Here is a 22,242-nt window from a genome sequence, read left to right on the forward strand (position 1 = left end):
CTTCATTCCACTATTCGCGTCCGGCGCGGCATTCATCCGCTCACGCGTGGCAGATTGCAATGATCTCCGCGCTGGCCGCGTCGTCGAACGGCGCGCCGTGCCAGTCGCCGCACCATTCCGCCGACGTGAAGCCGGCGGCCGCCACGCGCGCCCGCAGGTCGGGCTGCGCGATGAAGCGCAGCCGGCTCGCGTTCTTCATCCGCGTATTGTCGCGCTGAAAGTGGTAGACCGTGTCGAACGACACGATCGGGCCCTCGACCGCGGTGACCGCATGGTGCAGCTCGACGCTGCCGAACTCGGGCGAATCGATGCGGGACGCGGACGCCTGCGGCGTCCAGTCACGCCACGGCTCGATACGCGGGTTGCGGGTGTCGAACAGGAAGCGGCCGCCGTCGGCCAGCACGCGCCGCACGCCGCGCAGCGTCGCGTCGATGTCCGCGTCGGTCAGCAGGCACTGGAATGCGTGTCCGGTCATCACGACGGCATCGAACGGCGCGCCGGGCGGCAGGCCGCCGAGATCGCACGCGAGCCAGCCGACCGCGCCGGCGCCAGGCTGGTGTCGCGCATGGTCGATCATCGCGGGCGCGGGATCGATCGCGACGACGTCGTGCCCGGCCGCCGCAAGCCGGCGCGCGAACGTGCCGGTGCCGCAGCCGAGATCGAGAATCCGTTGCCGCGTGGCGCCGATGCGCGATGCGTAGAACGCGAAGTCGCGATCGCCTGCGTTGAACCGGTCGTAGACCGCGACGAGGCGCGGGTCGGTATAGAGGATTTCGCCGGCGGTTGCCGCGTCGGACGTCATGCGAAACGCGCGCGTCAGCGTTGCTGGACCGCGACGCGCAGCCCGAGCGCGATGAAGATCGAACCGATGATCTTCCCCTGCCAGCGCGTGAGCCACGCAAGCCGCTTCACGAGGCGGCCGAGCGGGCGGATCGAGCACGCGATCAGCGTCGTGTAGAGCGAGCTGAGCACGACGAAGATCAGCCCGAGCACCGCGAACTGCACGAACGTCGAGCCGCGTTCCGGATGCACGAATTGCGGCATGAACGCGAGGAAGAACAGCGCGGTCTTCGGGTTCAGCACTTCGGCGGGAATCGCCTGCAGGTACGCCTTCAACGGTGTGACGGGCGACACTTTCGGCAGCGACGGATCGGACGGCCTGTCGAGCAGCGCACGCACGCCGAGGTAGATCAGGTACGCGGCGCCGACCAGCTTCACGACGTTGAACGCGAGCGCCGACGTCATCAGCAGCGCCGACAGCCCGACCGCCGCGAACAGCGTGTGCACGAAGTCGCCGCTTGCGACGCCGAGCCCGGTCAGGATGCCGGTCTTGCGGCCGCCCTGCACGGTGCGGCTCAGCACGAGCAGCACGGCGGGGCCGGGAATCAGGAACAGACCCAGGACGACAGCGGTGAAGGTGGTCAGCGTGGTCAGGTCGAACATGGCGGCTCCGGCAAGGTTGGCGCAGCGGCGGGGGATGACGCGGCGGCGCAAATATTCCGATCGTTCAGCGGTCGATTCGCCAGAATATCAGCGTTTCGGGCACCGATGCTTGCGCCGCCCACCGGCCTTCAGTCGCCCAGCTCCCCCGCCAGAAAATCCACGAACGCCCGTATCCGCGCGGACATCTGATGCCGCTGCGCATACACCGCATAGATGTCCGCGCTCGGCGTCTCGTAATCCGGCAGCACGACGACGAGGCGCCCGTCCGCAAGATAGTCGCGGATATCCCATTCGGCGCGCATCAGGATCCCGTGCGCGGGAGCCGTGCGGCCGTAGAGACACTCGGGCGCACGGGCCGGCGTTCATACCGCGCCCGATACGAAGACGACGAGCCGCATGGAACGCGCGTGCAGAAACCTGTTTGTAATATCGAAATGATTAGAAAAATTGTTCGATAGCGCGCCCTAAAGAAACATCAAGCCCCGCCGTTACCCTTTCTCGGTAGCGCACCAAAGTATTACCAAGCCGCACGACAACTGCCGGCAGGCGTTCCGCTGTCTGGACGCGCCGCAATCATGTTCATGTCGATCACGGGAACCCACGGCTTCCAGTGCTCGATCCCGTACGTGCCGCGAGCGGCCGGTTACAGCTTCATCGCCTGCGGTCAGGTCATCAAACAATAAGCGTACGGCCGACTCGCACGCAGCACCTGGACGCGCCACGTGCGACGGCCCGGCGAAAACGTTCCGTCAACAACAAAAAGCCACACACCTCATGAAGAACTCATCCAAAGCCACCCTGTTCGCTTGCGGCCTGCTCGTGACGCTGCTTTCCGGCTGCGTCACGTTGCCGAACACCGACATGAAACCCGAAGCACGTCAGAAGCTGCATTCGATCGCGATCCTCGAGGTCAACGAGCCGAAGCGTGTCGCGGTCGTCAATCTCGGCGGCGCGGCGGGCGGGTTCGGCCTGATCGGCGCGCTCGCGCAAGCCGCCGTCAATGCGAGCCATTCGAGCACCTACACGGATCACGTGGCGGCCGGCAAGATCGTGTTCGCACCGGACATCGTGGACGGCGTCACCGGCCGCCTCACCAGCAACGGCTATCAGGTCGTGAAGCTGGACGGCCAGAAAGTGAAGCTCAGCGACGACGGCAAGTCGGACGACTACTCCGCGATCCAGACCGACGCGGATGCCGTCATGAACGTCTGGTTCACGTCGTTCGGCTATATCTCGCCGCCGACCGAGCCCGATTACATTCCGTGGGTGGTCGTCCGCGCGCGCATTCTCGACGCGAAGACGAAGCAGGACATCTATTACAAGACGTTCGCATGCGGCTACGACATCAAGTCGAACAGCGTCCACATCGACAGCGATTTCGCTTATACGTACGGCAGCTTCAGCGATCTCGAGAAGAATTTCGACAAGTCGGTGGAAGGGATCAAGTCGTGCGAGAAGTCGGTCGTGGACACGATCGGTCAGGATCTGGCCCGCACGCCGGCGCCGGCGACTGCTTCCACGACGATGACGACGACCGCGACCGCGACCGCGACCGGGACGGCCACGGCATCGAAATGACCATGACGCGACGGCAGGATCGTCGCGATGCGTGTTCGCGATCCGGCCGTGCTTGAAGGGGGGAGGGAAGGAAGTGCTGCACGCAGCCGGGCGGTGTTCATGCCGCCCGGCTGCTCACGAAAACGGCTTGCTTACTCGCCGCTGTCGCTCTTGATCTGCGGCAGCGCCGAAGCCTCGCCCGGCGTCAGCAGGCCGACTTGCGAATACACGCGCAGCTTGTCGCGCGTATCGGTGATGTCGAGGTTGCGCATCGTCAGCTGGCCGATCCGGTCGCGCGGCGAGAACGTCGATGCCACCTTCTCCATCGACAGGCGTTCCGGCTGATACGTGAGGTTCGGCGACTTCGTGCTCAGGATCGAGTAGTCGTTGCCGCGGCGCAGTTCGATCTTCACTTCGCCGGTGATCGCGCGCGCGACCCAGCGCTGTGCCGTTTCGCGCAGCATGATCGCCTGCGGGTCGAACCAGCGGCCCTGGTACAGCAGGCGGCCGAGACGGCGGCCGTTCTCGCGGTACTGCTCGATCGTGTCTTCGTTGTGGATGCCGGTGACGAGACGCTCGTACGCGATGTACAGCAGCGCGAGGCCCGGGGCTTCATAGATGCCGCGGCTCTTCGCCTCGATGATGCGGTTCTCGATCTGGTCGCTCATGCCGAGGCCGTGGCGGCCGCCGATGCGGTTCGCCTCGAGCAGCAGCTCGACCTGGTCCTTGAACTCGACGCCGTTCAGCGCGACCGGCTGGCCCGCTTCGAAGCGCACCGTCACTTCCTCGGCGGCGATCTTCACGTCGTCGCGCCAGAACGCGACGCCCATGATCGGGTTCACGATCTTGATGCCGCTTTCGAGGCTTTCCAGATCCTTCGCCTCGTGCGTCGCGCCGAGCAGGTTCGAGTCGGTCGAATACGCCTTCTCGGCCGACATCTTGTATGCGAAGCCGGCCTGGTTCATGAATTCGGACATTTCGGCACGGCCGCCGAGTTCGTCGATGAACGTCTGGTCGAGCCACGGCTTGTAGATCTTCAGATCCGGGTTCACGAGCAGGCCGTAGCGGTAGAAGCGCTCGATGTCGTTGCCCTTGTACGTGCTGCCGTCGCCCCAGATGTTGACGCCGTCTTCCTTCATCGCGGCGACGAGCATCGTGCCCGTCACGGCGCGGCCGATCGGCGTCGTGTTGAAATACGTGACGCCGGCCGTCGTGATGTGGAACGCGCCGCTTTGCAGCGCGGCGATGCCTTCGGCGACGAGCTGCGCGCGGCAGTCGATCAGGCGGGCGCCGGCTGCGCCGTATTCGATCGCGCGTTTCGGGATCGCGTCGTAATCGTCTTCGTCGGGCTGGCCGAGGTTCGCCGTATATGCGTACGGGACGGCGCCCTTCAGTTTCATCCAGTGCAGCGCGGCGCTGGTGTCCAGGCCGCCGGAGAAGGCGATACCGACCTTCTGGCCGGTCGGGAGGCTTTCGAGAATCGTGCTCATAGGAATTACCGTGGATTGAAGCCGGTGGGATCGTATTTCGCGGAATATGCGAGTATCGGCTGTCCGGGAAGTTGGGGCAAGACCTGATTTTCGCGCCAATACGTCGTCGGGCCTGTCGCGGCGGGCCCGGCGGGCGGTTAACCGGCCGGAGAATCCGGCGGGAACCGGCCGCGGGCGGCTGTCGAAACCGGCGGAAACGCGGCGGCGCGCAGGCCCGGTTTCCGGGGCCGGATCGGCCGACGGGCACGGTCGCCGTGGACGGGATGCCGGTCCGTCTTCATGAAAGATATTTGAAAGTATTGCCGACGTTTCTCGCCATCCGCCGGTCTTCAGATATTCCACGCCTGCGCGGTATCGAGCAGTTTCTCGCGCAACTGATCCACTTCGCCGGCCAGCTTGGCCGTGATCGACACGTAGCCCGACAACTGCGGCGGAGGCAGGTCGTGCGGCGGCTCGGCCGGCCGGCGGCGGGCCGCGAGCCGGCTCGGCGTGCCGAACTTGAGCGCGCGGCTCGCGCCGACGAGCGTATCGCGGATGCGCCGGTTCACGGCCTTCATGTCGCTGCGCATGTATTCGCGGGCAGCCAGGTCGTCGCGGGCCGGGACCATGCTCGACAGGATCTCCAGGTAGCCGATGCACAGGCGCAGGCTGCGCTGGATCGCCTCGAGGTGCGTGACCGAGATCTCGCATTCCTTCGACACCGACGGCATCAGCGAACGCAGCTGCACCAGCAGCGCGCTCAGCGCGGCCATTTCCTTCAGGTGCGCGTCGTCGCTCACGTGGCGGTCGCCCGCGAGGCGCGTATGCACGGCCGCGCACGCGCGCAGCGCGTCGGCGAGCTTGTAGCGCCACGAGTAGGTCGCGTAGAGCGGCAGCGCGAACGAGAACGCCAGCGCGATCGCGATGCCGGCCAGCACGTTCACCGCGCGCCACAGGCCGTCGACGATCTCGTTGTCGCCGTGCCCGGCGACGATCACCATCGTGATCGCCGACAGCAGCGCGATGTAGCCGGCCTTGCCGATCGCGTGATAGGCGCAGACCCCGCACGCGATCGCCATCAGCAGGTAGATCGCGAGCGGCGCGTGCAGGACGGAGTAGAGCAGGATCAACCCGAGCCCCGCGAGCGCGCCGATCGACGTGCCGAGCGCGCGTTCGGCCGCCTTCTTGCGGATGTTGCCGTGGTGCTGCAGCCCGCCGACGACGATCAGCACGGTGATCGTCGACCATTCGCCGTGCGGCACGCGCAGCCCGGTGGACAACGCGATCGACACGAGGATCGCGAGCGCGACGCGCGCCGCATGGATCAGCTTCGCGTGCCGGTAGCGGCGGTAAGGGTCCAGCAGGGGACGGAGGGCGTGGCGCAGGAGCGGCGGCAGTCGGGCAGGGAGCTGGGCGGTCATGACGGTGCGGGGGTGGCCGGCGGGGTGGCCGGAATACGCGCGGGCGGCCAGCGCGGGCCGGCGCCGCGCCGCACGCGCAGCTGACGTAACGCTAGCCGAACGCGCGCGGGCTGTCCACGGCGGCGCGGCGCGGGTGCCCCGGCGGCGGCCGCGTTACGCGTCGGCCGTGCTTGCCTCGGCGTGCGACACGCGATTGCGTCCGCCGGACTTCGCGCGGTACAGCGCCTCGTCGGCCTGCCGCAGCAGCGTCGCGGCGTTGACGCGCCCGCCTGTGGCGGTCGCGGCGCCGATGCTCGCCGTCACGTGCCCGTACGGGCTGCGGCCGTGCGCGATGTCGAGCCCGGCGATCGCGCGGCGGATCCCTTCGGCGACGGTCGCCGCGCCCCGCGCATCGGTGTCGGGCAGCGTGACGACGAATTCCTCGCCGCCGTAGCGCGCGACGTGGTCGCTGTCGCGCCGCAGGCAGTGCGACGCCGATTGCGCGACGCGGCGCAGCACGTCGTCGCCGGCGAGGTGGCCGTAATAGTCGTTGAACGCCTTGAAATGATCGACGTCGACGAACAGCACCGACAGCGGGCGGCCGCTGCGCGACGCGCGCTGCGCTTCCTTCGCGAGCACCGTGTCGAACGTGCCGCGGTTGTCGAGCCCGGTCAGTGAATCGGTGTGCGCGAGCCGGTACAGCTTCGACTCGGCGATCTGCCGGCGCCTGAGTTCGCGCGACAGCGCGAGCGAGCCCCACGCGATGAACACGGTAAACAGGCCCATCAGCACGGCGGTCCAGATCGTGCGATGGCGCCACGACGCGTAGATGTCGATCTCGGCGGGCGCGACGTCGACGATCAGCGGCAGATTCGCGAGATGCTTGTAAACATAGATGCGCCGCACGCCGTCGATCGCGCCGACGCCGGTCAGCGCGCCTTCGCTGCTGCGCTGCGCCTCGATGAAGAGCGGGGAGTCGTGAAGGTCGAGGCCGACCACGCGCGCATCGAACGGCAGGCGGGATACGAGCACGCCGTTGTCCTCGACGATCGCCGCGCTGCCGTGCTTGCCGACCGCGAGACCGTCGAGCAGCGCGCGGAAGTAGTCGATGCTGAGCGTGCCGACGACGATCCCGCCGAAGCGGCCGTCGGCCAGCGTGATCCGTCGGCTGAGCGCAATTGTCAGCGCACCGCCGCGCAGGCGGGACGCATAGGGCCGGCTGATGTAGAGGCCCTGTGCGAGCCGGTCGCGATGCACGGCGAAATATTCGCGGTCGGCGAAATTGCCTTGCCGCGGCGGCGATGCGGCCGAATCGATCACGATATTGCCGTGCGGATCCATCACGAAAATGGCGCCGAGATACGCGCCGCTCGCGGCTCGGTCGAACAGCAGCCGGTGACGCTGGTGCGGCGGCAATGCCATCAGTTCCGGATCGGCGAGGCCGTCGACGACGTTTTGCAGCGACAGATCATACAGTTCGATATTGCGGGAAATATCGCGCTCGATCAGCAGCATCAGGTTGCGCGCATTTTCGACCGCATGGTCGTATGCGTCGTGGCGTGCCTCGATTAAAAGCGACGTCGAGAGCCCCCAACTGAACAGCAGCAGCACGATGCCCGCGACGAGCACGCCGCGGGGCGACAGAATGCGTGCCACGGCCGACGCGGTATGACCGCGCAGCTTGGCGAGCGGCGTGTGTGGCTTCATCCTCGGGGGCGGGGGGCGGAAATTTGCGTCGTCGACGATTCCGCGCACTGATTAATTCGCATTAATCGGGATTATCTCGCGAATTCCCGAATTTCGTCGCGCGATGCAAAACATGCATGCATCGTTCACGATTTGGAGCGATTACATGTCATTACCGTGAACCAGGTGCCCAAACTGATTTGAATCAATTCACGGGTGGCCGATATTTTGTCTGATTATTGGCGATGAATGCCGTTCGATTTGTCGGTTTAATACAGGATCCGACGATTGCGCCGGCGCGATTACACATTGCACGGTGCGCCATCGCGGATGGCCACCGAATGGCACGACCTGTGCCGCGCCACCCGCGGCCGTGCCGCCGTCTCGTCGCCGCGCCGCATCCAACTTGTTGATTCTGCTGCGTCTGCGTGCGGAGGCGGGGCGGCCGGCGCTCAGCTGTCCGCGCGGCGAATCAGGTAGAATCCGCGCTTCGCCGCAGGCGCCCGGCGCGCAACGCGTATCGGGGCCGCATCGAATGCATCGCCGCAGGCGGCGCGCCGCGCCCCGATCCCGCATGCGCCGGCTCCGGATGCCGGCCCGCTCAACGTTCGTCTCGTTTATGTCCGCAATTCCGAATTCCGACCAACCCGGTTCGTCCGCGAACCCACCCAAGCTTCATCGCGCGCTGAAGGCGCGCCATCTGACGATGATCGCCATCGGCGGCTCGATCGGCACGGGCCTGTTCGTCGCGTCCGGCGCGTCGATCTCGCAAGCCGGCCCCGGCGGCGCGATGGTCGCGTACATGCTGATCGGCCTGATGGTCTACTTCCTGATGACGAGCCTCGGCGAAATGGCCGCGTTCATGCCGGTGTCGGGCTCGTTCGCGACTTACGGCGCGAAATACGTCGACGAAGGCTTCGGCTTCGCGCTCGGCTGGAACTACTGGTACAACTGGGCCGTGACGATCGCGGTCGAACTCGTCGCCGCGCAGCTCGTGATGCACTACTGGTTCCCGGACGTGCCGGGCGTCTGGTGGAGCGCCGCGTTCCTCGGCGTGATGTTCCTGCTCAACGCGCTGACCGTGCGCGGCTTCGGGGAAGCCGAATACTGGTTCGCGCTGATCAAGGTCGTCACCGTGGTTGCGTTCATCGGCGTCGGCCTGCTGATGATCTTCGGCATTCTGAAAGGCGCGCCGGGCAACGGCTGGGGCAACCTGACGATCGGCGACGCGCCGTTCGCGGGCGGCCTGCCGGCGCTGATGGGCGTCGCGATGATCGCCGGCTTCTCGTTCCAGGGCACCGAGCTGATCGGCGTCGCGGCCGGCGAATCGGAGAACCCGCGCACGACGATCCCGCGCGCGGTGCGTCAGGTGTTCTGGCGCATCCTGCTGTTCTACGTGCTGGCGATCTTCGTGATCGGCGTGCTGATTCCCTATACCGATCCGAACCTGCTGAAGAGCGACGTGACCGACATCGGCGTAAGTCCGTTCACGCTCGTGTTCCGCCACGCGGGCCTCGCGTTCGCGGCCGGCGTGATGAACGCGGTGATCCTGACGGCCGTGCTGTCGGCCGGCAACTCGGGCATGTACGCGTCGACGCGGATGCTCTACAACCTCGCGACGGAAGGCCGCGCGCCGAAGCTGTTCGCGAAGCTGTCGCCGGGCGGCGTGCCGCGCAACGCGCTGTATGCGACGACCGCCGTCGGCGCGCTGTGCTTCTTCACGTCGTTGTACGGCGACAAGACGGTGTACCTGTGGCTGCTCAACACGTCGGGGATGACGGGTTTCATCGCGTGGCTCGGCATCGCGATCAGCCACTACCGGTTCCGCAAGGGCTACGTGACGCAAGGCTACGCGCTCGACCAGCTGCCGTACCAGTCGAAGTGGTTTCCGTTCGGCCCGCTGTTTGCATTCGTCCTGTGTCTCGTGATCGCGCTCGGCCAGGACTATCAGGCGTTCCTCGCGAACCGGATCGACTGGGCGGGCGTGGCCGCGACCTACGTCGGCATTCCGCTGTTCCTCGTCGTGTGGCTCGGCTACCGGTTCCTGAACAAGAGCCGCTTCGTGCGCTACGAGGACATGGAGATCGCACCGTGGGTCGCCGCGAACCGCGGCGCGCAGCTGCAGCGCGTGGAGAACCGCGAAACCGTGGGCTGATGCCGGCGCGGCATGCGGCCGCGCGATGGCGCAACGAAACGGGAAGCCGCGCGCTTCCCGTTTTTTTTGTCCGCTTTTCCCTGCACGGGGTCAAAGCCGGTTATATTGCCCGACCCTACCGGGCCACGGCCCGGCCTGCGCGACGAGCGCGGCGCGGATCGGGCATCCGGCGCGCGCCTGTCGCGGCGGCCGGCGGCGCCCGGCGTTTTCATCGCTCCGCCGCGGCCGGCACGGCCTGCGGAGCGCGCAACCCAGAGGAATCCATGAGCGCATCACCCGCCGAGCGGAAGGCCGGACCCGTTTCCATCGTGCGAATCGAAGCCGCGATCAACGCGTGGCGCGAAGTGTATCCGCCGGCGCCGGACGGCGAGGACGGCTACGCGCTCGATGCCGGCAGCAACTGCCTGGCCGAGCTGTACGGCGCGATGATCTGCTATCGGCTGCCGGACGTGCCGCTCGACTCGCTGAGCGACGCGCAGCGCGATGCGCTGTACGCGACCGAGGCGTGACGCGCGGTCGAGACGCCGCCGCGACGCGGCGTCGATGAAGCAACGGGAAGCCTGACGGCTTCCCGTTTTGCTTTGCGCGGTGCCGGACGCCAGGGCGGCACCGCGCTGCTCGCGCCGGTATCGGCGCGGGCTGAGGTATCGTCATGGCATCGGGATCAGGCGATCACGGGACGACCGGCGCGGCACGCATGCGCGCGGGGCCGAATGAACGTCCGTTGCCGGTCCGGGAGGGATCGAACATGGAGTTGAGACACCTCCGCTACTTCGTCGCGGTTGCCGAGGAGCGGAATTTCACGCGCGCGGCCGAGCGCCTGCACATCGCGCAGCCGCCGCTCAGCCGGCAGATCCAGCAGCTCGAGGAGGCGCTCGGCGTGCCGCTGTTCGAGCGCAACGCGCGGCCGTTGAAGCTGACCGACGCGGGGCGGTTCTTCTATTCGCACGCCGTGCAGCTGCTCGCGCAGACCACCGAACTCGAATCGATGACGAAGCGCGTCGGCAAGATCGAGCGCAGCATGTCGGTCGGGTTCGTCGGCTCGACGCTGTACGGGATGTTGCCGAAGATCATCCGGCGCTTTCGCAGCGAATATCCGGCCGTCGAGCTGAGCCTGCACGAGATGTCGACGATGGATCAGATCAAGGCGCTGAAGGAAGGGCGCATCGACGTCGGGTTCGGGCGCATCCGCCACGAGGATCCGAGCGTGCGGCGCGTCGTGCTGCGCGAGGAGCGGATGATCGTCGCGCTGCCGGTCGGTCACGTGCTCGACGGTGCGAAGCCCGTGCTGTCGCTGCACGATCTCGTGAACGACACGCTGATCATCTTCCCGAAGGCGCCGCGGCCGAGCTACGCGGACCAGGTGCTCGCCGCCTTTCACGATCGCGCGTTGCAGCCGCGCAAGATCTACGAGACGCGCGAACTGCAGATCGCGCTCGGACTCGTCGCGATGGGCGAGGGCGTGTCGGTCGTGCCGCACAGCGTGTACGGCCTGAAGCGCGACGACATCAGCTACAAGCCGCTCGACGATCCGAACCTCGTGTCGCCGATCATCATGAGCATGCGGATGCTCGACGAATCGGAGGACATCCGCGCGATGCAGGCGCTGATCTACCGGCTGTACGACGAGTCGCAGATGGAGTATCTGCCGCCGCAGCCCGAATGAGCGTGCGGGCGGTGGGGGCTTGCTTGACGCCGCGCGCGTCGCCGGGCCACCATCGTCGGCATTCGATGCGGCCCGCCCGCGTGCGGCCGCCTTCATGCAGACGACGACACACATGACTGAAATCGTGACCGAGGAGACCTGGGTCGAGACGCCGCAAGGGCGTCTCTTCGCGAAGCGCTGGCGCGGTGTGCCCGCGCAGGTACCGGCCGCGCCTGAGCCGGCCGCGCCTGCGCCGGCCGCGCCGATCGTGCTGCTGCACGATTCGCTCGGCTGTGTCGAGCTTTGGCGCGACTTCCCCGCGCAACTCGCGCGTGCCACCGGGCGGGACGTGATCGCATATGACCGGCTGGGCTTCGGCCGGTCCGATCGTCATCCGGGGCAACTCGGCATGACGTTCGTGCGCGACGAGGCCGACCACGGATTCCATGCGCTGCTCGAGCGGTTCGGCATCGACGCGTTCGTGGCGTTCGGGCACAGCGTCGGCGGCGGGATGGCCGTCGGATGCGCGGCCGCGTATCCCGCGCGTTGCCGCGCACTGGTGACGGTCTCCGCGCAGGCGTTCGTCGAGGATCGCACGCGCGACGGCATTCGCGAGGCGGCGCAGCAGTTCGACGCGCCCGGCCAGCTCGACCGGCTCGCGCGTTATCACGGCGACAAGGCCGAATGGGTGCTGCGTGCGTGGGTCGATACGTGGCTGTCGCCGGCGTTTCGCGACTGGTGTCTCGACGACGACCTGCCGCGCGTGCGTTGCGCGACGCTCGCGATTCACGGCGAGCAGGACGAATACGGGTCCGACGTGCATCCGAAACGGATCGCCGCGCGCGTCGCAGGGCCGTCGTCGTTTCTACTGCTCGATCGATGCGGACACATGCCGCATCGCGAGCGGACCGACGACGTTCTCGCGGCCGTGGCGACGTTCCTGCGCGACGCGCTCGCCTGAACGCCAGCGCGCCGGCGTGCGATGCGGCCGGCGGGCCGAGCCCGCCGGGGCTCAGAACGACAGCTGGATTGCGAGGTCGATCGCGAGAATCGCGATCGAGCAGCCGATGCCGAGAACCACGTTCGGCAGCCGGTGTTCGAAGTCGCGATTGTCGCGGCGCATCGCGGCACCGAGCAGGAAGATCGCCTCGACGACGATCTGCAGTCCGACGAACAGCAGCATCAGCAGATATTCGTAACCCATCTGCTTGTACGCGGCGAATTGCATCCCGTGATCGCGGATCCATTGGCCGACGCGCAGCAGTTCGTAGACGAACAGCAAGGCGGGAAACAGGTAGCTGATGAAATACGTCGGCGCGGTGGCGTGCCGTAGTTCGAGGTGGAAGTGCTGATGCGTGGTAGCCATCAAGAAGCCCTCCTTGCAACGCATGATTGCGGTCGCGACGGCGGCGCGACGACGTGCGGACTAAGGGATTGCCCGAGGCATCGTGCGCGGTCGTACGACACCAGCATACTGCCGCGCGGGAAATTTGGCATCCCGTCCGTGCGATCGTTGTAAAAACCCCTCCGCATCATGCGATGCGTTCAACGGTCGTCGCGCGCGGTGCGCGTTCGACGCGGACGCACGTTCCTGACCGGGCGGCGCCTGCGCGACCGCTCACGCTTTCGCGTGCGCGCCTTCGACGAACAGCTTCGCGACCGACTGGAATTCCCGCTTCAGCGACAGCCCCGGCACGGTCAGCCAGCGCAGCATCGCCGCGAGATAGAGGTGATGAAACCACGTGGCGAGCTGGTCGGCCGCCAGCGCCGGGTTCAGTTCGCCCGCCTGCTGTCCGGCCGCGATCAGTTGCTGCCACACGAGCGCGATGTCGCCGCCGCCGTCCTTCCCGCTTTCCGCTTCCACCACGCCGATGCTCAGGAACCGATGCCGCAGGTATGCGAGCAGATACACCGGATGCTGTTCGCACCATGCGGCCGACGCGTCGAGCACGCAGGCGATCCGCGATGCGAAGGTCCGCCGTCGCGCGACGTCACGCTGCAGGTGCGCGAGGTCGCGCGCGAGTTCGCCTTCGAGCCAGTGCGCGAGCACGGCCTCCTTCGTCGGAAAGTGGTTGTACAGCGTACGTTTCGCGACATCGGCCTGTGCGGCGATCTGTTCCATCGTCACGGCATCGTAGCCGTGCGCATCGAACAGGCGTGCGCCGGTGTCGGCGAGATGCGCGAGCATCTGGATGCGCTTGCGTGCGCGGCGGCCCGGATCGTCGGTCGTCGTCGGCATGGTTCGGTATCGACTTAAAGTGCACGAATTGCATTAGTATACGACGTGCATTTTTATGAATCCACTCGCCTGCATCGTGCAGGAGGAGCCACGCATGAAGCTCGTCATCGCCACCTACGGCACCGAAGGCGACACGCGCCCGCTCGCGGCGCTCGGCCGCGCGCTGCTGGATGCCGGCCATGAGGTCCGGTTGCTGGCCGACGCCGCGACGCTCGGTTCGGCCGCCGCGCTCGGCGTGCCTTGCGCGCCGCTGTCCGGCGACATCCGCGCGGCGATCGCGCCGGATGGCGCGTTGTCCGACGCGGTGCGCGGGCGCGGCGGTTTCAACGACACGTCGAAGGCGCTCGCCGCGATCGCGAATACGAATACGGCGGCATGGATGCGCGAAGTCGCGGTCGCGTCGGCCGGTTGCGATGCGATCCTGGTGTCGGGGCTGGCGTCGTTCGTCGGGCTGTCGATCGCCGAGTATCGCGGCGTGCCGGCGATCGGCACGGGGATGATCCCGATCACGCCGACCGCGGCGTTCGCGTCGCCGTTTCTGCCGCCCGGCAAGGTGCCGCGCTGGCTGAATCGCGCGAGCCACAGGTTCGTGAACGCGCTGCTGTGGCACGCGTTCAGGAAGGCGACCAATGCGGCGCGCGCCAGCGTGTGCGGACTGCCGCCGCGCCGGCGCGTATGGACCGATCATCCGATGCTGTACGGCGTGTCGCCCGCGCTGCTGGCCGATCCGGCCGACTGGCCGTCGCATGTGCTGGCATGCGGTCAGTGGCGCGTCGACGCGCCGGCGTGGACGCCGCCGCCCGCGCTGTCGAGCTTCCTCGATGCGGGCGATCGCCCCGTGTATATCGGCTTCGGCAGCATGGCCGGGTTCGACCGGGGCGCGATGGTCGACGCGCTGCTGCAGGCGCTCGACGGCCGGCGCGCGCTGTTCCATCCGGGCTGGAGCGGCATCGATGCGTCGATGCTGCCGGCGCACGTGTGCGTGATCGGCGAGACGCCGCACGACTGGTTGTTTCCGCATGTATCGATGGCGATCCATCACGGCGGATCGGGTACCACGCATTCGGCCGCGCGGGCGGGGATTCCGTCGGTCGTCCTGCCGTTCGCGGGCGATCAGTTCTTCTGGGCGAGCCGGCTGCAACGCCTCGGTGTGGCCGATGGGCCGGTGGCGGGGCGACGTGTGGACGCTGCGGCGCTCGCACGCGCGATCGCGTTCGCGGCGCGAGCCGACACGCAAGCGCGTGCCGCCGAACTCGGTGCGCGGATCGCGCGGGAAGACGGGGTGCGGCTGGCGGTCGGCGCGATCGAGCGCTGGGGGCGCCCCGGCGTGCGCTGAACGCGTCCGCCCCGCGTCAGAAATGCCCGGTGAACCGGTAGCGGCTGCCCGGATGCCACAGATTGGCCACCGACGCGACCATCCCTTGCGACCACGTGCGCCGATGCAGCAGCAGGCACGGCTCGCGTTCGTCCGTCGTGAGGTGGCGGCGCGTTGCCGCATCGGGCATCGCGGCCTCGATGCGGTATTCGACCCGCTGCAGCGGCGCGACGCGCGTCAGGTACTGGTTCGGCGTCGTCGTCGTGAAGTCCTGCAACGCATATTCGGGCGCGCAGGCCGGGTTGACCCAGCGCTCCTCGAGCTGCACGGGCGTGTCGTTCTCGAAGTGCAGCACGCGCGAATGGAAGATCGGGCTGCCGGTATCGAGCTGCAGCTCGTCGGCGAGTTTCGCGTCGGCGACGGCCGCGCCGACCTCCAGCACCTGCGCACGATACGCATGGCCGCGCGCGGCGACTTCATCCGAGATGCTGCGGATCGCGACCAGCGTCGATTCGTATTTCGGCGACGCGACGTACGTGCCCGAGCCGCGCGTGCGCGTGAGCACCTGTTCGGCCGTCAGCTCGCGCAGCGCGCGGTTGACCGTCATCCGCGCGACGTTGAATTCGCGCGCGAGCTCGTTCTCCGATGGCACCTGGTCGCCTTCCGCCCACTCGCCCGCATGAATGCGCGCGAGGATGAAGTCCTTGATTTCCTGATAGATCGGTGTGGTCATTGCATTGCTGTTCAAGAGACGGCGGCCGCGTGCCGTCGCAGGCCGGCCTTCGTGCGGTGTCCGGGCGGAGTGTACCGGGTTCGACGCGGCGCGGGCCCGACTGTGGGCCCGGGATTCGGGTAATTCCGGCCTGCATCCGGCGCGCCGGTCGGAGGCCCGCAGTGGCCGTACGGACCGCGGCCGCCGCGTCGGCGAGCTCGATAGACGGAAAAGTATAGACAAATGCGGGCGCGCCGACGACGCACGGAATCCACACAGAAAGCTGGATTTCATCCGCATGTAATATGTAGCGAATTGAAATATAAGGGAAATTCGCTCATGGAAACAATCAACCGACAATTAGAGATAAACACGGATTGCTGGCAGTGACCTGAAAAAGGCAAAGTTGTATGTACAACTTCGAGAGTCACCGGACAGGCGGCTCCCGGGTTGGAAGGGTTCGCGGCGGCGACGCCGACGGGATCCGTGCCCAGTTCGCCTAAGACAGGAACGCCATGAAGAAACTCGCGCTCAGTATTGCCCTTGCCTGCCTCGCGGTCGGTGCCCACGCCAAGGATTGGTCGACGATCCGGTTCGGCGTCGACGCCAGCTATCCGCCGTTCGAATCGAAGGACGCAAGCGGCAAGGTCGTCGGCTTCGACGTCGATCTCGGCAACGAGATCTGCGCACGGCTGAAGGCGAAATGCGTGTGGCTCGAGAACGACTTCGACGGGATGATCCCGGCGCTGAAGGCGAAGAAGTTCGACGGCGTGCTGTCGTCGATGTCGATGACGCCGGCGCGCGCCGAGCAGATCGCATTCTCCGACAAGTTGTTCAACACGCCGACGCGCCTGGTCGCGAAGAAAGGCGCGAACCTGCAGCCGACGGCCGAATCGCTGAAGGGCAAGTCGGTCGGCGTCGAGCAGGGCACGATTCAGGAGACCTACGCGAAGGCCTACTGGGCGCCGAAGGGCGTGCAGGTCGTGCCTTACCAGAACCAGGACGGCGTGTACCAGGACCTGATGTCCGGCCGCCTCGACGCCGCGCTGCAGGACGCGGTGCAGGCCGACCTCGGCTTCCTGAAGACGCCGCGCGGCGCGAACTTCGAATTTGCCGGCAAGGACATCGACGATCCGAAGACGCTCGGCAACGGCGCGGGCATCGGGATGCGCAAGGACGACGCCGACCTGAAGGCGAAAATCGACCACGCGATCGCCGACATGATCAAGGACGGCACGTACAAGAAGCTCGAGAAGAAGTACTTCGCATTCGACGTCTACGGCGGCTGATCGTCCATGCGGCGCGCGTCGGCTGTGGCGCGCGCCGCGTCGGTTGCCGCGTGCAACCCGCTTCGCATGATGCGTCCGGCTTGATGAGCAAGTCGCATCAGGTAGTGCGCAGATATCGTTTGATGCGCGGTTAATGGCTATTGACAATCCAGCCACTTCGTTCTGGATCCCTTATATGATCTTCCAAGGATTTGGCCCGCTGTTGTGGGCCGGCACGGTCGAGACCGTGAAGCTCGCGGTGCTGTCGCTCGCCGCGTCGCTCATACTGGGCCTCGCGGGCGCGGGCGCGAAACTGTCGACCAACCGCGCGCTCAAGTCGGTCGGCACGTTCTACACGACGCTGATCCGCGCGGTGCCCGATCTCGTGCTGATGCTGCTGCTGTTCTATGGGATCCAGATCCTGCTGAACGACGCGACCGACCTGCTCGGTTGGGATCAGATCGACATCGACCCGTTCGTGGCCGGCGTCGTGACGCTCGGCTTCATCTACGGCGCGTACTTCACCGAGACGTTTCGCGGCGCGTTCCTCGCGGTGCCGCGCGGCCAGCTCGAAGCGGGCTTCGCATACGGGATGAGCGGCTGGCGCGTGTTCCACCGGATCCTGTTCCCGCAAATGATGCGCTTCGCGCTGCCGGGCATCGGCAACAACTGGCAGGTGCTCGTGAAGGCCACGGCGCTGGTATCGATCATCGGCCTCGCCGATGTCGTGAAGGCGTCGCAGGACGCCGGCAAGAGCACGCTCGATTTCTTCTTCTTCACGCTCGCGGCGGGCGCGATCTACCTCGCGATCACGACGGTGTCGAACGTCGTGCTGCACCACCTCGAGAAGCGTTATTCCGCGGGCGTCCGGAGGCTTGCACTGTGATCGAACTCGTCAGCCAGTACTGGCAAAGCTATCTCTACACCGACGGCTACCGCTTCAGCGGCCTCGCGATCACGCTGTGGCTGCTGGTCGTGTCGATCGCGCTCGGCTTCGCGCTGGCCGTGCCGCTCGCGATCGCGCGCGCGTCGTCGAACCGCTGGATCTCCGGCCCCGTGTGGCTCTACACGTACGTGTTCCGCGGCACGCCGCTCTACGTGCAGCTGCTGATGTGCTACACCGGCATCTACAGCCTGCAGGTCGTGCACAACCACGTGCTGCTCGACACGTTCTTCCGCAACGCGATGAACTGCACGCTGCTCGCGTTCGTGCTGAACGAATGCGCGTATGCGACCGAGATCTTCGCGGGCGCGATCAAGGCGACGTCGGCCGGCGAGATCGAGGCCGGGATGGCCTACGGGATGTCGCGCTTCAAGCTCTATACGCGCATCATCCTGCCGTCCGCGCTGCGCCGCTCGCTGCCGAGCTACAGCAACGAGGTGATCCTGATGCTGCACGCGACGACGCTCGCGTTCACCGCGACCGTGCCCGACATCCTGAAGGTCACGCGCGACGTCAACTCCGCCACGTACATGTCGTTCCAGGCCTACGGCATCGCGGCCGTGCTGTATGCCATCGTCGTGTTCGCGCTCATCTGGGCGTTCCGCAAGCTCGAGACGCGCTGGCTCGCGTACCTGTCGCCGCGCGGCCATTAACGCATTCGCAAGATTCGCAAGGAAGGACCAAGCATGTACAAGCTCACCGTTGACAACCTGCACAAGAAATTCGGCGACAACGAGGTGTTGAAGGGCGTGTCGATGAAGGCGAAGGCCGGCGACGTGATCAGCATCATCGGCTCGAGCGGCTCCGGCAAGAGCACGTTCCTGCGCTGCATCAACTTCCTCGAGCAGCCGTGCTCGGGGCAGATCACGATCGGCAGCGAGCCGATCGAGACCACGCGCGACCGCAACGGCTCGCTGCGCGTGGCCGACCAGAAGCAGCTGCAGCGCATGCGCACGAAGCTGTCGATGGTGTTCCAGCACTTCAACCTGTGGGCGCACATGACGGTGCTCGAGAACGTGATCGAGGCGCCGATGGCCGTGCTCGGGATCGGCAAGGAAGAGGCCGTCGCGCGGGCGCGCAAGTATCTGGAGAAGGTCGGCCTCGCGCCGCGCGTCGAAGGCATGTATCCGTCGCACCTGTCGGGCGGCCAGCAGCAGCGCGTCGCGATCGCGCGTGCGCTCGCGATGGAGCCGGAAGTGATGCTGTTCGACGAACCGACGTCGGCGCTCGACCCGGAACTCGTCGGCGAAGTGCTGAAGGTGATGCAGAAGCTCGCCGAGGAAGGCCGCACGATGGTCGTCGTCACGCACGAGATGGGCTTCGCGCGCAACGTGTCGAACCACGTGATCTTCCTGCACCAGGGGAAGATCGAGGAAGAGGGCGATCCGCGGGAGATTCTCGTCAATCCGAAAAGCGAGCGGCTCGGGCAGTTCCTGTCGGGGCGGCTCAAGTAAGCGGACGCTGCCGCGGCCTGGAACGCTAAATGCTTGTCCCGGATGACTCTTTCGATCGAGGAGCGCCGCGATGAGCACGCCGACCCCTACCGCGTTTTCCCATGTGAGGCCGCAGGACACCGCGTATCAAGGCGAAGGCCTGCGCGACTTCTTCCTGTATCGCGATCTCGGCATTGCGGCCGCGACGAACGGCAAGGTCGTCGCGCAACTCGTCAGGGCGAATCATGCACCGACGGCGGGCACCGGCTGGCACCGTCACGAGGCCGAGTTCCACATCGTGATCATGCTGAAGGGCTGGGCGCGCTTCATGTATGGCGAGCGCGAGACGCTGGTGAACGCCGGCGACTGCGTGCACCAGGCACCGGGAATCGTGCATTACCTGTTCGACTACTCGCCCGACATGGAGTATCTGGAGATCGTCGGGCCGGCCGATTTCAAGTCGATCGACGTCGAAGGGCCGTGCGAAGTGCCTGCGCCGACGCCGTGGGGCGACGCAGGCGCGTAGCCGCCGTCGTTTCGCATGCGAGGCATCCACGTGCCTGGGAAAGACCGCCTTCGGGCGGTTTTTTTTATTGGCCTTCTTTAGTCGCGTTGCCCTCCTTCGGTCATTCGACATCCGAAGCGTTCTCCATGTAAGGAAATCGAAATAACGGACGGTTGTTTGTCAGCCTCGCGTGACGTTTCGTTACACGCTGTCAAAGATCGTCAATTCGAAGCGGGTGCGGTGCACGGCATATCGGTGGCCGGCGTTAAGGGGATAACAGCCGGATCACCGGCTGGCTTACCCAGGAGAATGTCATGACCCGCATCGCGAAGATCCTGACCGTGACGGCAGTCGCTTGCGCCGCTCTCGTCCCGGCGCTGGCCGAAGCCCATTCGCACCGCGTGTGCCATTTCGATCACCACCATCACCGCGTGTGCCGCTGGGTTCGTTGACCCGTGGCGCGGTATTCCCGGCATCGCGTCGGGACGTTTTTCCCATTCAGGCAAATCAGGAGAGGACTATGAAAAAGACGATGTTGATCGCCGCGCTCGTCGCGGGCATGGGCATGTCGATCGGTGCGTTCGCACAGGTTCCGGCCAGCGCGCCGGCCGGCACGACCGGGCTGTGCAAGGATGGCTCGTTCTACTCGGGCGCGTCGAAGAAGGGCGCATGCGCCGGTCACAAGGGCGTGAAGACGTGGTACGGCGCATCGTCGGCAGCTGCGGCCAGCGCACCGGCCGCAGCCCCCGCGACCGCGGCTTCCGCTTCCGCCGCATCGGCCGCGGCACCGGCGAAGAGCGCGCCCGCGACGACCGCGGCAGCGGCGCCCGGCGGCGGCGCGGGCAAGGTCTGGGCCAACGACAGCACGAAGGTCTACCACTGCTCGACCGACAAGTACTACGGCAAGACGAAGCACGGCAGCTACATGTCGGAAGCCGATGCGAAGGCGAAGGGCTACCACGCATCGCACGGCAAGGCCTGTTCGTAATATCGACGGCATGCGCGAGCGTTGCCGCTCGCGCACTGACCGGCATCGCGCCCCGCCATCCGTGCGGGGCGCTTCGTTTTCAACTCCGATGTGCCGCGTCGATTGCTGCCGTACCGCGCGGGTTCAGTGCACGCGATCGGATTGCGGCGCGGTCGCCGCCGCATCGTGATCGGCCGCGCGGGCATCGAGCAATGACCGCAGCGTCACGTAGTGCGCGCCGCTCGCGCCGCCGTCCGTATCGGCGGTGCGATCGTACGGCTCGTTGTCATGGATCGTCGCACGCACGATCGGATAGATTTGCGTTTCCCAACGACTGCCGTTGAACACGCCATAGTGGCCCACGCCCGTCTGCACGTGGTGCGTTTTCAGGTACGGCGGCAATCCCGAACACAGCTCCTGCGCGGCCATCGTCTGGCCCACGGCGCAGATGTCGTCCTTCTCGCCCTCGATCGTCAGCAGCGCGGTGCGGTGGATCGCGGCCGGTTCCACCAACCGGTCGCCGACCAGCAGCTCGCCGCGCGCGAGCGCGTATTGCTGGAATACTTTCTCGACCGTTTCCAGATAGAACTCCGCGGTGAGATCGGCCGTCGCGAAGTATTCGTCGTAGAAGTGGCGCAGCGTGTCCGCTTTCGCGGGGTCGCCTTTCGCACGCTCGTAGTACAGGTCGGCGAACGAAGCGGCATGGCGGTCGGGATTCATCGAAATGAACGCGCCGACCTGCACGAAGCCCGGATACACGCAACGCTGCGCGCCGACGAAGCCGGTCGGCACGACACTGATCAGGTTGCGCGCGAACCATTCGATCGGCCGGCTCGTGGCGAGCGCGTTGACTTTCGTCGGATTCACGCGGCAGTCGATCGGCCCCGCCATCAGCGTCAGGCTCGCGGGTTGGGTCGGATCGCCGGCGGCGGCCATCAGCGCGACGGCCGACAATGCGGCGACGGTCGGCTGGCAGATCGCGAGCACGTGCGCGTCCGGGCCGATCTGGTGAATGAAATCGATCACGTGCCAGACGTATTCGTCGAAGCCGAATCGCCCGGCCGAAAGCGGGATGTCGCGCGGGTTGTGCCAGTCGGTGATGTACACGTCGTGATCGGCCAGCATCGTGGCGACCGTACCACGCAGCAGCGTCGCGAAATGCCCGGACATCGGCGCAACGATCAGCACGCGCGGCTGGCGCGCAACCGGCCGCGCCTTGCGGAAATGCAGCAGCGTGCCGAACGGCGTGGCCGCCGTGGCTTCCTCGACGATCGGCACCGATTCGCCGTCGACGACGACCGACGCGATGCCGAACGGCGGGCGCCGGTGCGAGAACGCGCAGCATTCGAGCAGTTCGCACAGCGCGTCGACCATGCGGCCCGTCGGCGTCGACGTGGCGGCCGGCCACTGCGACATCGTCGCGCGTGTGACTGCCGCCCATGCGCGCGCCGGGCGCAGGCATTCCGCAGACCATTGGTAGTACGGATAGGCAAGCAGGTTCATGT

Annotated in this window: 22 protein-coding genes and 1 pseudogene; 13 read left to right on the forward strand and 10 right to left on the reverse strand. The window is 66.5% G+C overall.

Annotated elements, in window-relative coordinates:
• Positions 1-40 precede the first annotated feature (40 nt).
• The 3 genes and pseudogenes from HWX22_RS10225 to HWX22_RS10235 form a co-directional block, all read right to left on the reverse strand.
• On the reverse strand, positions 41-802 hold the full coding sequence (locus tag HWX22_RS10225; protein ID WP_175906669.1) for a class I SAM-dependent methyltransferase: 762 nt from the start codon (positions 800-802) through the stop codon (positions 41-43).
• Positions 803-816: 14 nt separating this feature from the next.
• Positions 817-1,443, reverse strand: a complete 627-nt coding sequence (locus tag HWX22_RS10230) for a LysE family translocator (protein ID WP_059531846.1) — start codon at positions 1,441-1,443, stop codon at positions 817-819.
• Between the two features lie 128 nt (positions 1,444-1,571).
• Positions 1,572-1,757, reverse strand: a pseudogene (locus HWX22_RS10235) (LysR substrate-binding domain-containing protein); the annotation flags it as partial.
• 460 nt (positions 1,758-2,217) lie between these two features.
• Between HWX22_RS10235 and HWX22_RS10240 the strand changes: the two are divergent.
• A complete protein-coding gene (locus HWX22_RS10240) occupies positions 2,218-3,021 on the forward strand; it encodes a hypothetical protein (protein ID WP_175906667.1) in 804 nt (267 codons plus the stop codon).
• A 131-nt stretch (positions 3,022-3,152) separates the two neighbouring features.
• Here the strand turns inward: HWX22_RS10240 and argG are convergent, their stop codons facing one another.
• The 3 genes from argG to HWX22_RS10255 form a co-directional block, all read right to left on the reverse strand.
• A complete protein-coding gene (gene argG, locus HWX22_RS10245; RefSeq protein ID WP_059531840.1) occupies positions 3,153-4,490 on the reverse strand; it encodes an argininosuccinate synthase in 1,338 nt (445 codons plus the stop codon).
• A gap of 329 nt (positions 4,491-4,819) precedes the next feature.
• Positions 4,820-5,890, reverse strand: coding sequence for an FUSC family protein (locus HWX22_RS10250; RefSeq protein WP_059818683.1), 1,071 nt, complete (start codon positions 5,888-5,890; stop codon positions 4,820-4,822).
• Positions 5,891-6,043: 153 nt separating this feature from the next.
• Positions 6,044-7,576, reverse strand: coding sequence for a sensor domain-containing diguanylate cyclase (locus HWX22_RS10255; RefSeq protein ID WP_175906665.1), 1,533 nt, complete (start codon positions 7,574-7,576; stop codon positions 6,044-6,046).
• A gap of 598 nt (positions 7,577-8,174) precedes the next feature.
• Here HWX22_RS10255 and HWX22_RS10260 point away from each other — a divergent pair.
• The 4 genes from HWX22_RS10260 (at position 8,175) to HWX22_RS10275 (ending at position 12,316) form a co-directional block, all read left to right on the forward strand.
• The gene (locus HWX22_RS10260; RefSeq protein WP_175906664.1) at positions 8,175-9,710 is read left to right on the forward strand and encodes an amino acid permease; all 1,536 of its coding nucleotides are present in this window, start codon (positions 8,175-8,177) and stop codon (positions 9,708-9,710) included.
• A gap of 263 nt (positions 9,711-9,973) precedes the next feature.
• The gene (locus tag HWX22_RS10265) at positions 9,974-10,219 is read left to right on the forward strand and encodes a DUF3717 domain-containing protein (RefSeq protein WP_006761486.1); all 246 of its coding nucleotides are present in this window, start codon (positions 9,974-9,976) and stop codon (positions 10,217-10,219) included.
• A gap of 239 nt (positions 10,220-10,458) precedes the next feature.
• The gene (locus HWX22_RS10270) at positions 10,459-11,376 is read left to right on the forward strand and encodes a LysR family transcriptional regulator (RefSeq protein ID WP_059448822.1); all 918 of its coding nucleotides are present in this window, start codon (positions 10,459-10,461) and stop codon (positions 11,374-11,376) included.
• Between the two features lie 112 nt (positions 11,377-11,488).
• Positions 11,489-12,316 carry an alpha/beta hydrolase gene (locus HWX22_RS10275; RefSeq protein ID WP_175915571.1) on the forward strand — a complete coding sequence of 276 codons (828 nt, stop codon included), beginning with the start codon at positions 11,489-11,491 and terminating at the stop codon, positions 12,314-12,316.
• A 51-nt stretch (positions 12,317-12,367) separates the two neighbouring features.
• Here the strand turns inward: HWX22_RS10275 and HWX22_RS10280 are convergent, their stop codons facing one another.
• Together HWX22_RS10280 and HWX22_RS10285 are read right to left on the reverse strand one after the other, a co-directional pair.
• The gene (locus HWX22_RS10280; RefSeq protein ID WP_059531827.1) at positions 12,368-12,721 is read right to left on the reverse strand and encodes a hypothetical protein; all 354 of its coding nucleotides are present in this window, start codon (positions 12,719-12,721) and stop codon (positions 12,368-12,370) included.
• Positions 12,722-12,973: 252 nt separating this feature from the next.
• Positions 12,974-13,594, reverse strand: a complete 621-nt coding sequence (locus HWX22_RS10285; RefSeq protein ID WP_175915572.1) for a TetR/AcrR family transcriptional regulator — start codon at positions 13,592-13,594, stop codon at positions 12,974-12,976.
• Between the two features lie 94 nt (positions 13,595-13,688).
• Between HWX22_RS10285 and HWX22_RS10290 the strand changes: the two genes are divergently transcribed.
• Complete coding sequence (locus HWX22_RS10290) at positions 13,689-14,930, forward strand: glycosyltransferase (RefSeq protein ID WP_175906657.1); 1,242 nt, start codon at positions 13,689-13,691, stop codon at positions 14,928-14,930.
• A 16-nt stretch (positions 14,931-14,946) separates the two neighbouring features.
• Here the strand turns inward: HWX22_RS10290 and hutC are convergent, their stop codons facing one another.
• Positions 14,947-15,642 (reverse strand): histidine utilization repressor, encoded by a 696-nt coding sequence (hutC, locus tag HWX22_RS10295; protein ID WP_059466626.1) that lies wholly within the window; start codon positions 15,640-15,642, stop codon positions 14,947-14,949.
• A gap of 494 nt (positions 15,643-16,136) precedes the next feature.
• On the opposite strand from hutC, the gene HWX22_RS10300 reads away from it, so the two are divergent.
• The 7 genes from HWX22_RS10300 to HWX22_RS10330 all read left to right on the forward strand — a co-directional run bounded on the left by HWX22_RS10300 (position 16,137) and on the right by HWX22_RS10330 (position 20,758).
• A complete protein-coding gene (locus HWX22_RS10300; protein ID WP_175915573.1) occupies positions 16,137-16,910 on the forward strand; it encodes an ABC transporter substrate-binding protein in 774 nt (257 codons plus the stop codon).
• A 175-nt stretch (positions 16,911-17,085) separates the two neighbouring features.
• Positions 17,086-17,775, forward strand: a complete 690-nt coding sequence (hisQ, locus tag HWX22_RS10305) for a histidine ABC transporter permease HisQ (protein WP_059531818.1) — start codon at positions 17,086-17,088, stop codon at positions 17,773-17,775.
• The gene (locus HWX22_RS10310) at positions 17,772-18,485 is read left to right on the forward strand and encodes an ABC transporter permease (protein ID WP_059466623.1); all 714 of its coding nucleotides are present in this window, start codon (positions 17,772-17,774) and stop codon (positions 18,483-18,485) included. The genes hisQ and HWX22_RS10310 overlap by 4 nt, the downstream gene beginning before the upstream one ends.
• A gap of 33 nt (positions 18,486-18,518) precedes the next feature.
• Complete coding sequence (locus HWX22_RS10315; protein WP_059511632.1) at positions 18,519-19,286, forward strand: ATP-binding cassette domain-containing protein; 768 nt, start codon at positions 18,519-18,521, stop codon at positions 19,284-19,286.
• 70 nt (positions 19,287-19,356) lie between these two features.
• Positions 19,357-19,791, forward strand: a complete 435-nt coding sequence (locus HWX22_RS10320; RefSeq protein ID WP_059531811.1) for a cupin domain-containing protein — start codon at positions 19,357-19,359, stop codon at positions 19,789-19,791.
• Positions 19,792-20,084: 293 nt separating this feature from the next.
• Positions 20,085-20,222 (forward strand): HHHH-motif protein, encoded by a 138-nt coding sequence (locus HWX22_RS10325; RefSeq protein WP_167359252.1) that lies wholly within the window; start codon positions 20,085-20,087, stop codon positions 20,220-20,222.
• A gap of 68 nt (positions 20,223-20,290) precedes the next feature.
• Entirely contained in the window at positions 20,291-20,758 is a 468-nt protein-coding gene (locus HWX22_RS10330) for a hypothetical protein (protein WP_175906654.1), read from the forward strand.
• A gap of 123 nt (positions 20,759-20,881) precedes the next feature.
• On the opposite strand, the gene phaZ is transcribed toward HWX22_RS10330, so the two are convergent.
• Positions 20,882-22,240, reverse strand: a complete 1,359-nt coding sequence (gene phaZ, locus HWX22_RS10335; RefSeq protein WP_175906651.1) for a polyhydroxyalkanoate depolymerase — start codon at positions 22,238-22,240, stop codon at positions 20,882-20,884.
• Positions 22,241-22,242 lie beyond the last annotated feature (2 nt).

This window comes from Burkholderia sp. BCC1638, assembly GCF_902833195.1.
GTDB lineage: Bacteria > Pseudomonadota > Gammaproteobacteria > Burkholderiales > Burkholderiaceae > Burkholderia > Burkholderia diffusa.

Coding starts and splice junctions, on each gene's coding strand:
- HWX22_RS10225 (WP_175906669.1), bottom strand. CDS start 802: ATGACGTCCGACGCGGCAACCGCCGGCGAAATCCTCTATACCGACCCG.
- HWX22_RS10265 (WP_006761486.1), top strand. CDS start 9,974: ATGAGCGCATCACCCGCCGAGCGGAAGGCCGGACCCGTTTCCATCGTG.
- HWX22_RS10290 (WP_175906657.1), top strand. CDS start 13,689: ATGAAGCTCGTCATCGCCACCTACGGCACCGAAGGCGACACGCGCCCG.
- hutC (WP_059466626.1), bottom strand. CDS start 15,642: ATGACCACACCGATCTATCAGGAAATCAAGGACTTCATCCTCGCGCGC.
- HWX22_RS10280 (WP_059531827.1), bottom strand. CDS start 12,721: ATGGCTACCACGCATCAGCACTTCCACCTCGAACTACGGCACGCCACC.
- HWX22_RS10240 (WP_175906667.1), top strand. CDS start 2,218: ATGAAGAACTCATCCAAAGCCACCCTGTTCGCTTGCGGCCTGCTCGTG.
- HWX22_RS10325 (WP_167359252.1), top strand. CDS start 20,085: ATGACCCGCATCGCGAAGATCCTGACCGTGACGGCAGTCGCTTGCGCC.
- HWX22_RS10315 (WP_059511632.1), top strand. CDS start 18,519: ATGTACAAGCTCACCGTTGACAACCTGCACAAGAAATTCGGCGACAAC.
- HWX22_RS10285 (WP_175915572.1), bottom strand. CDS start 13,594: ATGCCGACGACGACCGACGATCCGGGCCGCCGCGCACGCAAGCGCATC.
- HWX22_RS10320 (WP_059531811.1), top strand. CDS start 19,357: ATGAGCACGCCGACCCCTACCGCGTTTTCCCATGTGAGGCCGCAGGAC.
- HWX22_RS10260 (WP_175906664.1), top strand. CDS start 8,175: ATGTCCGCAATTCCGAATTCCGACCAACCCGGTTCGTCCGCGAACCCA.
- HWX22_RS10250 (WP_059818683.1), bottom strand. CDS start 5,890: ATGACCGCCCAGCTCCCTGCCCGACTGCCGCCGCTCCTGCGCCACGCC.
- HWX22_RS10270 (WP_059448822.1), top strand. CDS start 10,459: ATGGAGTTGAGACACCTCCGCTACTTCGTCGCGGTTGCCGAGGAGCGG.
- hisQ (WP_059531818.1), top strand. CDS start 17,086: ATGATCTTCCAAGGATTTGGCCCGCTGTTGTGGGCCGGCACGGTCGAG.
- argG (WP_059531840.1), bottom strand. CDS start 4,490: ATGAGCACGATTCTCGAAAGCCTCCCGACCGGCCAGAAGGTCGGTATC.
- HWX22_RS10230 (WP_059531846.1), bottom strand. CDS start 1,443: ATGTTCGACCTGACCACGCTGACCACCTTCACCGCTGTCGTCCTGGGT.
- HWX22_RS10255 (WP_175906665.1), bottom strand. CDS start 7,576: ATGAAGCCACACACGCCGCTCGCCAAGCTGCGCGGTCATACCGCGTCG.
- HWX22_RS10300 (WP_175915573.1), top strand. CDS start 16,137: ATGAAGAAACTCGCGCTCAGTATTGCCCTTGCCTGCCTCGCGGTCGGT.
- HWX22_RS10330 (WP_175906654.1), top strand. CDS start 20,291: ATGAAAAAGACGATGTTGATCGCCGCGCTCGTCGCGGGCATGGGCATG.
- phaZ (WP_175906651.1), bottom strand. CDS start 22,240: ATGAACCTGCTTGCCTATCCGTACTACCAATGGTCTGCGGAATGCCTG.
- HWX22_RS10275 (WP_175915571.1), top strand. CDS start 11,489: ATGACTGAAATCGTGACCGAGGAGACCTGGGTCGAGACGCCGCAAGGG.